At 57.9% G+C, this 14,171-nt stretch carries 15 protein-coding genes; 11 read left to right on the forward strand and 4 right to left on the reverse strand.

Annotation, left to right across the window (positions count from 1 at the left end):
- Positions 1-4: 4 nt before the first annotated feature.
- The 4 genes from AC5PZ0_RS11520 to AC5PZ0_RS11535 form a co-directional block, all read right to left on the reverse strand.
- Positions 5-853: an FAD-dependent monooxygenase gene (locus AC5PZ0_RS11520; RefSeq protein ID WP_493854978.1), complete on the reverse strand. Its 849-nt coding sequence runs from the start codon at positions 851-853 to the stop codon at positions 5-7.
- 349 nt (positions 854-1,202) lie between these two features.
- Positions 1,203-1,787 carry an isochorismatase family protein gene (locus AC5PZ0_RS11525; protein ID WP_433735194.1) on the reverse strand — a complete coding sequence of 195 codons (585 nt, stop codon included), beginning with the start codon at positions 1,785-1,787 and terminating at the stop codon, positions 1,203-1,205.
- 37 nt (positions 1,788-1,824) lie between these two features.
- Complete coding sequence (locus AC5PZ0_RS11530; RefSeq protein WP_433735195.1) at positions 1,825-2,661, reverse strand: pirin family protein; 837 nt, start codon at positions 2,659-2,661, stop codon at positions 1,825-1,827.
- A gap of 11 nt (positions 2,662-2,672) precedes the next feature.
- Complete coding sequence (locus tag AC5PZ0_RS11535; RefSeq protein WP_433735196.1) at positions 2,673-3,737, reverse strand: alkene reductase; 1,065 nt, start codon at positions 3,735-3,737, stop codon at positions 2,673-2,675.
- Between the two features lie 99 nt (positions 3,738-3,836).
- Between AC5PZ0_RS11535 and AC5PZ0_RS11540 the strand changes: the two genes are divergently transcribed.
- From AC5PZ0_RS11540 to AC5PZ0_RS11590, 11 genes are all read left to right on the forward strand, one after another.
- Positions 3,837-4,718 (forward strand): LysR family transcriptional regulator, encoded by an 882-nt coding sequence (locus AC5PZ0_RS11540; protein WP_433735197.1) that lies wholly within the window; start codon positions 3,837-3,839, stop codon positions 4,716-4,718.
- 306 nt (positions 4,719-5,024) lie between these two features.
- Positions 5,025-5,930 (forward strand): NAD(P)-dependent oxidoreductase, encoded by a 906-nt coding sequence (locus AC5PZ0_RS11545; RefSeq protein ID WP_493854979.1) that lies wholly within the window; start codon positions 5,025-5,027, stop codon positions 5,928-5,930.
- Positions 5,924-6,238, forward strand: a complete 315-nt coding sequence (locus AC5PZ0_RS11550) for an NIPSNAP family protein (RefSeq protein WP_410952953.1) — start codon at positions 5,924-5,926, stop codon at positions 6,236-6,238. Before AC5PZ0_RS11545 ends, AC5PZ0_RS11550 begins: the two co-directional genes overlap by 7 nt.
- Positions 6,239-6,252: 14 nt before the next feature.
- The gene (locus AC5PZ0_RS11555; RefSeq protein WP_493854980.1) at positions 6,253-7,185 is read left to right on the forward strand and encodes a VOC family protein; all 933 of its coding nucleotides are present in this window, start codon (positions 6,253-6,255) and stop codon (positions 7,183-7,185) included.
- Positions 7,178-7,552, forward strand: a complete 375-nt coding sequence (locus AC5PZ0_RS11560; protein ID WP_410952951.1) for a YciI family protein — start codon at positions 7,178-7,180, stop codon at positions 7,550-7,552. Before AC5PZ0_RS11555 ends, AC5PZ0_RS11560 begins: the two co-directional genes overlap by 8 nt.
- A 10-nt stretch (positions 7,553-7,562) precedes the next feature.
- Complete coding sequence (locus AC5PZ0_RS11565; protein ID WP_493854981.1) at positions 7,563-8,516, forward strand: fumarylacetoacetate hydrolase family protein; 954 nt, start codon at positions 7,563-7,565, stop codon at positions 8,514-8,516.
- Positions 8,517-8,683: 167 nt separating this feature from the next.
- On the forward strand, positions 8,684-9,616 hold the full coding sequence (locus AC5PZ0_RS11570; protein ID WP_493854982.1) for a SphA family protein: 933 nt from the start codon (positions 8,684-8,686) through the stop codon (positions 9,614-9,616).
- 86 nt (positions 9,617-9,702) lie between these two features.
- Complete coding sequence (locus AC5PZ0_RS11575; RefSeq protein WP_493854983.1) at positions 9,703-10,938, forward strand: MFS transporter; 1,236 nt, start codon at positions 9,703-9,705, stop codon at positions 10,936-10,938.
- Positions 10,939-11,120: 182 nt separating this feature from the next.
- Entirely contained in the window at positions 11,121-11,984 is an 864-nt protein-coding gene (locus AC5PZ0_RS11580; protein ID WP_410952947.1) for a VOC family protein, read from the forward strand.
- Positions 11,985-12,028: 44 nt separating this feature from the next.
- A complete protein-coding gene (locus AC5PZ0_RS11585; protein WP_493855081.1) occupies positions 12,029-12,685 on the forward strand; it encodes a class II aldolase/adducin family protein in 657 nt (218 codons plus the stop codon).
- Positions 12,686-12,701: 16 nt separating this feature from the next.
- A complete protein-coding gene (locus AC5PZ0_RS11590) occupies positions 12,702-14,162 on the forward strand; it encodes a 2-hydroxymuconic semialdehyde dehydrogenase (protein ID WP_493854984.1) in 1,461 nt (486 codons plus the stop codon).
- Positions 14,163-14,171: the final 9 nt, after the last annotated feature.

The following is a 14,171-nucleotide window of genomic DNA, read 5'->3' on the forward strand; positions in this document are numbered from 1 at the left end:
GCAGTTAAGCACCTGACGCTACGCGCCGATATTCAGCACTGAGCCGCATCGAATGGGTGACCAACCCCCGAATGAAGGGCATACGAGTTGCTTCGTAACCCGCGAGCACGGCACTCATCGCCTCATCGGGCTTCTTTTCGGCAAGCAACTGGGCCAACAGCGCTGCATCCTCCACCGCGGTGAGGAAGCCTCGGCCGGTCATTGGCGATAACACATGGGCGGCATCGCCCAATATGGCCAATGGGCCATTGACCAATCGCTGGGGCAGGTATTCGGCAATCGGCGCGCCACTCAACGAATCTGCTGACGCGATCCCTAGCATCACAGCCTCTTGCCAGAGCGCAGGCCAAACGCGCGGCACGCGGTCGAGCAAGTTATGTTTTAGCGTTTGGCTGATAGTTCCTCTGCCAAGGGTACCCTCAATGAATCCATCGACGGTCAGGCAACCGGTCTCCTGAAGCAGCGCTTGCTGATGAGCATCAAACCAGGCAAATGTGATTTGCCGGCGGCCAGGTTCGATTGAGCCATCACGCCCAGGTAACGTGGCTGCGACCAGTCGATACCCATCCACGAAGTCGATCCACAGCCCCCCAGTCGAGGGCCAGGCAACAGGTTGCAGAAGACGGTCTTCATCGACCAAACCACGCCAAACGAGGTACCCGGCATAGCGAGCGAATGGAGCCTGTGGCGCGATGCTCTGGCGCACAACACTGCGGTACCCATCCGCGCCAAACACTGCCGAGGCTATTCGCTGCTTCCCATCAGCAAGTGTGATGGCAGCCTTCTCCCCATGAATATGAACACCCGCCACGGTGACACCTTCTTCCAGTGTAATCGAGGGCGAGGCCAGCACTCTATCTCGCAGCCATCCGTACAGGGCAGACCACGTCGTCAAGTCACGGTAGGCGGGGACCACCGGCAGGCTGGGGGGCTGTCTGGGGTCATGACCAACTGTCTTGGCGAGCAATGAAAGGTCAACGGTCAGACTGTCGCCTCCGACCCTGTGGCCCGCTGACCGCTCTAGCACACGTACTGGCAGGTTCCTCGCTGCAAAAGCCAAAGCGAGCGTAAGGCCCGCCAAGGAACCGCCAACGATGATGAGGTCTTCCTGGTGGGTTGTCATGAGCTTGAGGTTCGCTGTGGGGGAAGGAGTACCCCGTCAAGGCGGTGAACGCCTTGAGGGGGACTGTCACTGGGGGCACTCAGCTGCCGAACGACTCCATGAGCACCTGTACCAATTCACCGCCCTCAGGCGTTGCCCAACTGCCGGCCAGTTCGGCAATCAACTGGTTGGTGGTGGTCAGCGTTACCCCTGCCTTGTCCATCCGACGGAGCGCGATGTCATCAGCCATTGCGGTTGGCGACGCACCTGCGTCGGCGACAACCTGTACCTCGAAGCCGTCACGAACCAGAGAAAGTGCCGGGTAGACGGTGCAGACATCATTGGTCACGCCGGCAATGATGAGTTTCTTGCGACCAGTGGCTTTGACCGCTGCGGCAAAATGTTCATCGTCCATCGCGTTGACGATCCCCAAGCGCTTGATGCGCCCCGCAAACTCGGCCGGGAGGATTTCTTCCAGTTCACTCAGAAGCGGCCCTTGCGCGTGCTCCTCCATGCTGGAGGTGAGCACGACCGGCAGCTTGAGAATACGCGCCGCCTTTGCAAGCATCAGCGCATTACGTTTCAGCTCATCGAAGGGCATGGATTTGGCCCACCCCATGGTGCCAACCTGATGATCGATCAGGAGCAGGGCAGCGTTAGCAGCATTGAAGTTTTCGTGACTCATGATGATTTTCTCGCTAAGTATGGGGACGATAGTTGGCTTATCGGGTTCGCAGGCTGCCGAACAACCCGCGTTGGTAGCGCTGCACGGCTTCGCTCAGTGCACCTGGTGACGCCAGCGCCATTGGGCCTTGCCAATGAACGGGCTGGTTCAGCGGTGCACCTGAAAAAACCACTGCTTTTGCGGCGCCGTTTTTTGCTTGCACCGTGACAACCCGCTTTGGTCCTTGGGGCAGATTCACTGGGGCTTTTGGGTCAAGCAGACTGAATGGCTGGCCATCCACGGTCACCTCACCATCAATCGGTACGACGAACGCTACGTGTCCGACCGGGATTGGAATTTCTATTTCGCTGCCCGCTTCCAGCAGGATGTCCAGCAATCGGACATCGGTGGGCAACGACAGGGGGGAAGCGATCTCGCCGAAGGCCCCGAGTGGCACACGGACTTTCACCCCCGGCAGGCGTACAGCGGGTACCTCGCGCGCTTCCAGGCTGAAGGCATGAGGAGCCTGCGCTTGTTTGTCCTCTGGCAGATTGATGAAAATTTGCAGCATGTGCACGGTCTTGCCTGGCTCTGCTGGCACTTCTTCATGCACCACGCCGCTACCCGCCGCTGTCCAGTGCAGGCCACCGGGTTGAATCAAATTGCGATTGCCCAGTGAGTCCCGGTTGTCGATCCCCGTTTCCGAGTCCAGGAACAGGTACGACACTGCAGAGAAACCCGCATGTGGATGCGGTGGGAAGGTCGGCCCGCTGATCCAGGCATGATCCACGCCCAGAAACGGATCGATCGGTTTCGCAAACTGATCGCCACGAAGGCTGAACGCTCGGAACTGGCTTCCATGATTCATACGCTGCAGGCGTGCGGTGGGTAGCATGGTGGCGCTCCTCAGGCCCCTTGGGTCATGGTTGGGTAGTCGATGTAGCCCTCTGCGCCAGGCGCGTAGAAGGTATTTTTATCCGGCACGTTGAGCTCGGCGTCTACACGCAGACGCTCTGGCAGATCAGGGTTGGCCAGGAAAGCACCACCAAACACAGCCGCATCCGCTTTGCCGCCGGAAATAAGCGCTTCGGCGCTTTCTTTGTTCAAGCCACTGCCGATCAGGTAGCTCCCTTTGAAGAGCGGCCGCAGTGCGCTGTGGTAGTCGAACTCAGCACCAAACAGCGCGACGTGCAGGTAAGCCAGGTTGAACGATCGCAGTTGCTTTACCAGGTAGGTGTAGGTCTCTTGCGGGTTGGCGTCGACGATATCGTTGAAGTTCATTTCCGGAGAAATCTTGATACCCACGCGGTCGCCGCCTACTTCATCAACCATCGCGGCAAGTACTTCGAGAACGAAGCGAACACGGTTTTCAACAGAACCACCGTATTCGTCATCGCGCTGGTTGCTGCCGCTGGACAGGAATTGCTCCGGCAAATATCCCGATGCTGCATGCAACTCCACGCCGTCGAAGCCAGCCTCGATCGCCCGACGAGCAGCCTGGCGGTAACCTTCCACGACGCCGGCGATTTCGACGATGCTCAAAGCATGCGGGATTACGAAGTCTTGCAGGCCGGTAGCGGTATAGGTCTGACCTGCGGCCTTGATGGCTGATGGTGCCTGTGGCTGGGCGCCGTCGTTCAGCAGTGACGGGTGAGAAACACGGCCACAGTGCATCAGTTGCATGAAGATACGGCCGCCACGGGCGTGAACGGCTTCAGCGACCTTTTTCCACGCCGCTACCTGCTCATCGGTTTCAATGCCAGGGGTGCGCACATAACCTTTACCCAGCGCAACCGGGAAAACACCTTCGGAGATGATCAGGCCGGCGCTGGCGCGTTGTTCATAGTAAGTGGCGACGAGATCGGAAGGGACGCCAGCATCGTCTGCACGCGAACGGGTCATGGGGGCCATGACCGTGCGGTTGGGCAGGGTGTAGCGGCCTACCTGGACTTCGGAAAAAAGAGAGTTCATTAAAGTGCTCCTTTGCGGTGATGGGGTTATCATCAATCAATCCGCTGCCGGGATAAATCCGGCTAAATTGAAATGACTGATCCATTTTTGGAGCAATGAGTGGAATACCTGAACGACATGGCACTATTCGTCGAGGTCGTGAAGATGCGCAGCTTTCGAGGCGCAGCGGAGTCCATGAACATGCCAAGCTCGACGCTTTCAAGGCGTATCACCAGCCTGGAGAAGCAAATAGGGTTGCGCCTGCTCCATCGCACCACGCGCAAGATCGAGCTGACTGAGGCGGGTCAGCTTTACTTCGATCGGTGCAAGCGCATTGTCGACGAGGCCAGGCTGGCGCATGAGCAGTTGGGTGAGCTGCTTGCCAGGCCCAGCGGTCTGTTGCGTGCCTCGTTGCCAGTGGACTTCGCCAACATTTACCTGGCACCGTTGATTGCGGATTTTGCGCGACTGTATCCAGGCATCACCTTTGATTTCGACCTCACACCTCGGCAGGTCGATTTGGTCAGTGACCCTGTGGATGTCGTCATTCGGATGGGCGAGCCGGCCAACTCCAACCTGATCGCGCGAAAACTCGCCACCCTGCAACGCGGCCTTTACGCCTCGCCTCAATACCTAGGTGTTTCCGGTGAGCCCCGCGATCCAGCGGAGCTTGTGCATCACGAATGCCTGCGGATGTCTGGGACGAGCTCGGACAAGTGGACCTTGACCAGTGAGGGTACTGTTGAGCTTGTTCAGGTGGGTGGCCGCTTTGAGCTGAACAGTGTGGGGATGTTGCGACGACTTGCGTCTCTGGATCTTGGCATTGCACTCCTGCCTGCCGGTATTGCTGATCCAGATGTCGAGGCGGGCGTTTTGCAACGGGTGCTGCCACAGTGGCAAGCGACTCCGGTATCCGTGTACGCATTAACAGAAACCCGGCTGCTGCCTGCCAAAACCCAACGCTTTATCGAGTACTTGCGAGAAAAGCTGGAAGGCACCTGAGCGCCCGCGGCGCATTCGAGAGAAAGACACGCCTACGACTGGCCGATCCTTGCTTGTTGTCCGAGCTTAGTCGGCCGTATCGATGACGCATTAAATGTTCCCAATTACCAATGCCAGGTTATCTCCAACTCAGGCATTCGGCTTACGCAGATCACACATCAGTCCCCCTGAATCCCCATCTATAGCGCTGGCTACTACTTAAACATCACGGAGGCTGTTTGCTCCAGAATTCTGCTGCGCCTAGCTTAGCGCTAAGCCGAGCGACAAGCTCTGGACAAAACAAAAACAATACAAGAGAGGCTTCAAATGCCTGTGACAACCATCGGTATGGTAGGAATCGGCCAGCTTGGCCTTCCTATCGCAACCAACTTGCTTGCTGCGGGGTTTCGTGTAGTCGGATACCGGCGCCGAGACCGCGAAGCCTTCATCAGCCAAGGGGGCATTGCCCTCGACAGCCCGGCGGCTGTGGCCCAGCAGGCAAATATCATCCTCACCTGCTTGCCAAGTGAAGTCGCCCATGTCGGCATCATGGAAGGCCCTGAAGGTCTGCTTGAATCCATGGGGTCGCAGCACACGCTGATTGAAATCGGTACGTACTGCAAAACGTTCAAGCAACGTATCGCCCAGCGTATCTCGCAACGCGGAGCGCGTGTGCTCGAAGCCGAAGTCAGTGGTACTCCTTCCATGGTGCTGCATCGCAAGGCCTCATTGTTCCTGGGTGGTGATGCGGAGTTGGTGGCGCACTGTAAGCCTGTGCTCAATGCCATCGCTGATATTCAGTTCCACATCGGCGAATTTGGTAGCGCAGTGGCGATGAAACTGATCGCCAATTACCTGGTAGCTATCCATACCCTGGCTGCTGCAGAGGCGCTGAACCTTGGCGTGAAGGCCGGTTTCGATCCCCAACAAGTCGTTGATGTGATCCGCCAAAGCGCAGGCGGCTCGACGATGTTCAACGCGCGCGCCCCCATGATGGCCGAGCGTCTTTTCGTGCCAGCGCCCGGCCCGTTCGTAACCCTGGAAAAGTACATCGATATGGCCAGCGAGCTTTCTGATGGGCTCGGTTGTGCTGCGCCCTTGTTCAACGCCGCGAAGCCCTATTTTGTGCGGGCGATCGAAGAGGGCATCGGTGAAGAAGATATTTCGGCAGTGATCAAGCTGATCGAGGCCGATTCCTTGGCCAATTCCAAAAAAGAGAAAACATCATGCTGATTGAACAACGTACCTACCAACTCAAGCCTGGCGCGATGCACGAGTTCCTACGCGCGTATCAAGAGGAAGGTCTGCCGATCCAAAGCGAAGCCTTGGGCAACCTGATCGGCTACTTCAAGCCTGAGACCGGAGACATCAACCGGGTCATCCAGCTGTGGGGCTACGCCAGCTTTGAAGACCGCGCCCAGCGACGCGCAGCGCTTTCCAACGACCCTAAATGGCGCGCTTTCCTCGGCAAGAACGCCCACATGGTAGAAGCGCAACAGGTCGAGCTGCTCAGCGCCGCACCGTTCTCTCCCATTCGCTAAGAGGAGCCTCACCGATGATTCGCTCTCTTCAACACGTAGGCATGACCATTCCGGATCTGGAAGTGGGCCGTTCGTTCTATGAGGCAGTCGGCCTCGAAGCGCGTATCGCTGGGCAACACGTCGTGATGCGTTGCAAAGGACGCGCCCAAGACCAGGTGCGGCTGATGCCCGGCATCCAGAAGCACTTAAGCTACATCTCATTCGGCACCGACGCTGAGGGCCTGCAGGCTATTCGCGAGAACCTGAGTTTTCATGGGGTAGTGATTCACCCGGCGCCGTTTGATATTGGTCAGGACGGGATCTGGTTCCGTGATCCAGCCGGTGACTGGGTACATGTCAACGAAGCCGGCTCGATGCCTGCACAACCGCTGGAAACCCCGGAGCTGAATACCCCGGGTCGCTATCGTCGTATCGGTGAGCGCGGCTGTACTCCAACCTCCAAACTGCGTCGGGTGACACCGCTGCGCCTCGGTCATCTGATCAAGTTCACCCCCGACGTGAACCGTTCCATCGAGTTCTACACCCGCGTGCTGGGGATGAAAGTCTCTGACCGTGCCGGGGACAAGATTGCGTTCCTGCGCTGCGGCTGTGGCGGCGATCACCACGTCCTGGGCCTGGCCAAGAGCAGCCATAGTGGCCTGCACCACCTGAGTTTCGAAGTGACCGATCTCGACGAAATCCAGCTCGGTGCCAAGCACCTGATGAGTCTTGGCTACGAGAGCGCGTTCGGCCTGGGGCGTCATGTGGCCGGTTCCAACTACTTCCACTACATTCGCGACCCTTGGAACAGTATGGTTGAGTACTTCTGGGACATCGACGTGATCCCGGAAGACGACAGCGAATGGGATGCTTTCGATGGCGACCCTCAGGATGTGATTGCGGTATGGGCAACCAACCCTCCACCTGAAGCGTTCATCCAAAACTTCGAGGCGGCACGCGATGAGTAACTCATCGGCTCAGGAACTTCTGGCTGGCATGTTGAAAAAGCCGCTGTTCGTGGTGCTCCGCAAGCCGCGCGATCTCACCCGGTTGGCGGAGTTGCTGGAAGCTCACTTGAAGTGGGCCATTGTTGCCGAGCAACGTGGCGAACTGTTTGCATCTGGCCCTTTCGTCTCGGCGCAAGCATCACCGGGTGAGCTGGGAGGTATGAGCATTCTGCGCGCCGCTGATGAAGCCGAAGCCCTGCGCATCGTCCAATCAGATCCGTTCATTGCCAACGGACTTTATGAGGTGGAGATACGTAAATGGCTGCTGATGGAAGGTGGTTTGACCGTCCACGTCAGTTTCTCCGATCAACGCTATTCGCTTTTGTGATGGTGGTCCAATGAAGTATCAGCTCTTTGCATTTCACAATGACGTCCAAGCCCATGCAACCGGCCTACTGGTGGGTGAGTACGCTTATGATCTGGCTCGCCTGGCTGCCAATGCCGGGGTTGAGATCCCGACGGCTTCGCTGGATGCGCTGCTTGATGACTGGACTTCAACCAATGCCCAGTTGCATGCGCTGGCCGAAACGGTTTTCGGCGCTCCAGCGCTCCATGAGGCCTATCGCCTGGACCTTGAGTCTCTGGAGTTTGCCCCGTTCCTGGCTCGGCCCGGCACCATTTATGCGGCGGGCGCTAACTACCGTGACCACGTGGAGGCTATGGCGCGGGCGTTCAACATGAAGTTGTCGCTGGACCCACGCAGCGAAGGCATCGCGCCATGGCACTTCATCAAGCCTGGGCGTGGCTGCCTGGTTGCCCACAAGCAGTCGGTGGAGTTCCCGACAGGTGTGCGGATGCTGGATTGGGAGGCTGAACTGGCGGTCGTCATCGGCAAGCGCGCCTCGCGCGTTTCCGTCGAGGAAGCACTTGAGTATGTGGCCGGGTATACCTGCGCCAATGACCTATCGGCACGCGATCGCCTTCGCCGCGAGCAGGTCGATGCCAGTTCGCCGTTTCGTTTCGACTGGATCGGGCACAAATGCTTCACCGGGTCATGCCCATTGGGGCCTTACCTTACGCCGGCACAGTTCGTGAAAGACCCTGAGAACCTGGATATCAAACTGTCGCGCAACGGCGTCTGGGTGCAGGACTCCAACACCCGCAACCACATGTACGGCGTCGCTGAGCAGATCTCTTATCTCAGCCAGACCATCGACCTGTTCCCAGGGGACGTACTGCTCACCGGCACGCCCGCCGGGGTGGGTATGGAAAGCCATACCTTCCTCGAGCGCGGCGATGTGTTGAAGGTGTGTATCGAAGGGTTGGGCGAGTTGGTAACTACTATCCGCTGAAACCTCAAGAACGAACTACCCGATTCGTTGATTTATTATACATGTTTGCAACTTGCTGAATGATCGGCGTGCGCCCTAGCACCCGATCGTTTAGCCGCGGCTGAGGTAACTTGGCCTGAAAACTTGAAGATCTCTACCGCAATACAACAATAAAAGTGGACCATGAGATGAGCAAACCAAACGTCACGGCCAGCCGTGCAGCGTGCCTGTGTGTCACGCTACTTTTCACCTCGATGTCTTACGCCACTGAAGGGGGTGGTAGTTCTTATCCTCTCGGTGTTAACACGGTGGGCGCCGGCAAGATGCCACCGCCCGGATTTACCGAATTCTTCTATCTTTCGGATTATCGGGCGAACCGAACCCTCGACGGCGACGGCGATAGAAAAGCCGGCATTCATGACTTCGACTTGAATATCCAGGCACTTTCGATTCGTGTCGATTATGTCTACCAGGACGTTTCATTTCTCGGTGCCAAACTTGCCAGTCGCGTCGCCTTGCCACTGGTCAAAGGCGATATCAGTTTCAATGTCGATACACCGGCAGGCCGCGTCAGGCGCAGTGACCATCAGGAGGGCGTCGGCGACCTCACCGTCGTGCCATTCGTGCTGGGCTGGAGCTCCCCTCGTTACCATCAGCTGTTCGGGCTGGATGTGTTTGTGCCGGTGGGTTCCTACGACAAAGACCGCTTGTTCAACCCTGGCAGGAACACCTGGGCCTATGGCCCCTGGTATTCCTTTACGGCCTATCCGCTGGAAAATCTCGAAGTCAGCGCAAAGCTGATTTACATGATCAACGGAGAGAACAAAGATACTGATTATCGTTCCGGTCATGAGTTCAATGCCGACTACAACATTGGCTACAACATTACCCGCGAATGGCAGCTTGGGCTAAACGGCTATCTCTACAAACAGGTCAGCGATGACGAAAAAGACGGGCATACCTACCTGGATGGCAATCGGGGTCAAGTGGCCGCTATCGGTCCTGCGTTGAAGTACCAAACCCCCGAGTTCGGTTTCGTCATGAAGTGGCAACATGAAACGCAGGTGGAGAATCGGGCTTCGGGTGATCGTATCTGGATGCAAGCCGTTTACCGATTCTGAATGTCGTTTGCTGCAAGGATCGCGCAAAGCAAAGCGACAGTCATTCAATGAATATCACTGTACTAAAACTACAATCAGGTGAAATCATGACTGGTATATCCAAGTGGCATGTATTGATCGGCGGTTTCATTGCCTATCTGTTCGACGCAATGGAAATTATTCTGCTGACCGTGGCGCTCCCGGTCATCCGTCAGGATCTGGGATTCAGCCTCAACGAGGCAGGCGCCATGGCCAGTGCGACGCTATTGGGCATCGGCGTGAGCGGGGTGGTGACCGGCTGGTACTCCGACAATTTTGGCCGCCGCAACGCGTTACTCGCATCGTTGGCTATTTTTGGCGTGCTGACCTGCTTCTTTGCACAGGCTCACGAGCTTTACGTGCTGATGGCACTGAGATTCGTATCCGGCTTGGGGCTCGGTGGGGTTTGGACCATTCTCTCAGCTTACATCGTCGAGACCTGGCCACCTAAACAACGGGCGCGCGCGATCTCGTTCGTGATCAGCGCATTTCCAATAGGGGCCATCGTCGCCGCTTTGGCAGCGAAGTTCATGTTGCCTGAATGGCGTTCTATGTTTCTGCTATCAGGCGTCTCGGTGCTCTTGCCCATCCTGTATGTGTACTTCCTCATACCTGAGTCACCTGCGTGGCAGGCACAAAGGCGCTCAACCGCTGAAGTCGCAACCCGTATCTCCGTGCGGGAGATTTTCGCACCGGGGCTGCTTCGCTACACGCTGTTCGGCTCATGTGCAGCGAGCTTCGCCTTGCTGGGTTCGTGGGGTGTGAGTACATGGCTGCCCACATACCTCATGCAAGACAAGGGGCTGGGCTTGGCGGCTATGACCAGCTTCATGGCGATACTGCATTTGGGTAATTTTGTCGGGTTGAACGTGTTCGGCTTCGTAGCGGACCGTATCGGTAAGCGGCTGACCATTGTCATATCGCTGCTGCTCACATCGCTGATGGCCGTTGTGTACGTTTACACGCCGGAGGCGCAATGGCTCATCTGGATTGGTGCGGGCTATGCTTTCTTCATGGTGTTCGCTGGGTTGTTCGGCTCTTACTTCAGCGAAATGTACCCGATCCGCGTGCGAACACTGGGAGCGGGATTCTGTTTCAATGCGGGTAGGGGACTGGCGGCATTCGCGCCGATACTCCTCAGTGGCATTGCCAGCTTCTACAGCCTGGCCGCTGGATTGATGGTCTATGCAGGCTTCTACGTTATATCAGCCATCTTTGTCATCGCTATGCCCAAGAACCCTGTAATGGCAGATGAAGGCCATAAAGTCGAAGCCGTGCTGCCAGGACAAGAAGCGATCAATTAAGATTAATCTCACGCATCGCGCCTCGGGTCCCAGGATTCGGGGCTTTTTTTTGCCTAGAGAAAGCCAGATGCGGGGCTTGTATAACGAAATCGGATAGTGGGAATAAAGAATATTTGCTTCTTTTATTGGCTGTCGCGCCTGAAGATTCTTGTCAGACAACAATCAATAAGAGGACAACCCTCATGATCAACTTGCACGATATTCGTTACGTAAGGCTGGGGACGGCCAACCTGGATGATGCGAAGCGCTACGCCACTCAGATTCTGGGCCTGCAGGTGGTCCGTGAAGCGCATGGCGCCATCTACTTCCGGTCCGACAGCCGCGATCACACGCTCTGCTATTACGAGGGCGATCCTCACGAGACCACCACCGCATTCGAGGTGAGGACCGCGCAGGATCTGGAGGACGCAGCCGTCCTGCTTGAGCGAAACGAATTCAAAGTTCAGCACGGCTCGCGTGAGCACGCTGAAGTGCGCTATGTCGACGACTTCATTCGTTTCAAAGACCCTAGCGGTAACAACATCGAGCTGGTGCTGCGCCCCCATGCCAGTGGCCGCAACTATTTCCCGAGCCGAGATGCCGGCATCACCGGCTTCAGCCATATCGGCTTGCGCACGATGAATCCGCGGCGCGACGAGTTGTTCTGGACACAGCTCGCGAACGCCCGGGTAAGCGATCGCATCGGCGAGGCGCCGCTGCTGCGCATCGATGAAGTTCATCACAAGATTGCGCTATTCCCGTCGTCCCACGCCGGGGTACAGCACATCAACCATCAGGTGGAGTCGGTTGATGATCTGATGCGTGCCTATTACTTCCTGGTTGACCGGGGGATTCGCATCCTCTTCGGCCCAGGGCGCCATCCGACCTCAGGCGCGATGTTCCTGTATTTCGAAGGGCCGGACGGCATGACTTACGAATACTCGACCGGCGTCAGCCTCATCCCTGCGGAGAAGGATGCCAGCCACCAGCCACGGCAGTTCTCGGCGACGAACGAATCCTTCTGCGCATGGGGCGCAAAACCTGACATTCCAGAGTTCAAATCGTGAATCAGTATCCAATACCCAGCGGTGATGCGCAGCGGCAGGTGCGCATGGCAGCGCGAGCGCTGGCGCGGGCTGGCCTGGTGCATGCTTATGGGCACTGCAGCCTTCGCCTGGATGACGAGCATTTTCTGGTGTGCGCGGCACGCCCCATGGGGCTTATCAGAGCAGGCGAACCAGGCGTCGTGGTGCCGATTCATGGGGACTTGCCCGAAGGTGTCTTGGGTGAGGTCCGTATCCACCAGCAGATCTACAGCCGCCGCCCCGATGTCCGCGCAGTGATCCGGAGCATGCCAGCCCAAGTCATGGCGTTGTCCTGCGCCCGACTGACACCCCAACCACGGCACGGGATGGGCAGCTATTTCAGCGCACCGATTCCTTTGTGGGATGACCCTCAGTTGCTACGCAATGACGCAGAAGCCAGCGCCCTGGCTGACCAGTTCGGACAGGGGAACGCGCTTGTGATGCGCGGTAACGGCGCCATCGTCGCTGGCGTATCGCTGGTCGAAGCTTTGACTTTGACCTGGTACTTGGAAGATGCCGCGCGCATCGAGTTGCAGTTGCACAGTGCAGGCTTGGCCGCTGAGGGACCGGTGCTCGATGCACAGGCATGTGCCCAGCGGGCAGTCACCACCGGCCGGATCTATGAGCGCATGTGGGACTACCTCACCGCAGTTGACCCCGAATACCGCATCCCCTCTCTCTAACAAGAAGGAACACCGTATGCCTGCGAAAGAATTCCGCCATTTCATCAATGGTGAGTGGGTGTCCAGCGCCCGCACGTTTGAAAACCGTAACCCGGCCGACAACAGCCTTGTCGGATTGGTCCACGAGGCAAGCCAGGAGCAAGTCGATGCTGCCGTACGCGCTGCGCGCAACGCCTTGAAAGGCCCTTGGGGCAGCATGACAGTAGCGCAGAGGACCGCGCTGTTGCACAAAGTCGCGGAAGGCATCGAGCGTCGTCATGACGAGTTCGTCGCGGCTGAAGTCGCCGATACCGGTAAGCCACGAGCGCTTGCTGGTCACTTGGACATCCCGCGCGGGGCGGCCAATTTCAAGGTATTCGCTGACCTCATCAAGAATGTGCCCACCGAAAGCTTCGTCATGGACACACCCGATGGTGGCAAGGCAGTCAACTATGCCGTGCGCGCTCCACGCGGCGTGATCGCCGTGGTCTGCCCATGGAACCTGCCGTTGCTGCTCATGACCTGGAAGGTCGGCCCGGCTTTGGCCTGTGGCAATACCGTGGTGGTGAAACCTTCTGAAGAAACACCCGCAACGGCCACGTTGCTAGCCGAAGTGATGAATGACGCAGGTGTGCCGCCTGGCGTGTACAACGTCGTGCATGGGTTCGGCGGTGAATCGGCCGGTGCGTTCCTGACAGCTCACCCTGAGGTTGACGGTGTGACGTTTACCGGGGAAACCGGCACCGGTGAGATCATCATGAAAGCGGCCGCCAATGGTATCCGCCCGGTATCGTTGGAACTGGGTGGCAAGAACGCCGGCATCGTCTTCGCCGATGCGGACCTTGAAAAAGCTGTCAAAGGGTTGGGCCGTGCCGTGTTCGAGAACAGTGGTCAGGTCTGCCTGGGTACCGAGCGTATCTACGTGCAGCGCCCGTTGTTCGAGCGCTTTGTCGCGGCATTCAAGGCCCACGCGGAGGGTATCAAGGTTGGCGACCCCAACCAGGCCGATACCAACATGGGGCCAGTCATTTCGCTGGGCCATCGCGAGAAGATTCTTTCCTACTGCCGCCAGGCCGTTGCCGATGGCGCAACGGTGGTCCACGGCGGCGGTATTGCTCAGGTGCCGCAACACCTGGCCGAGGGCGCCTGGTTTGAGCCGACCATCTGGACTGGCCTTGCAGAAACCTCAGCCGTGGTCCGCGAAGAGATCTTCGGCCCGGTGTGTCACATCGCCCCATTCGATACCGAAGAAGAAGTGGTCCGCCTGGCAAATGACACCCCCTATGGCTTGGCTGCCAGTGTGTGGACCCGCGACCTGCAGGTAGCTCATCGCCTGGGCAGCGCGCTCGATGTGGGTATCTGCTGGATCAACTCGTGGTTCCTGCGCGATTTGCGTACCGCCTTCGGCGGGGCCAAGCAGTCCGGTATCGGCCGCGAAGGGGGCGTTCACTCGCTTGAGTTCTACACCGAGTTGCGCAACGTCTGCGTGCGCCTGTAAGGAGCCATC

This window comes from Pseudomonas sp. 5.2, from assembly GCF_059025405.1.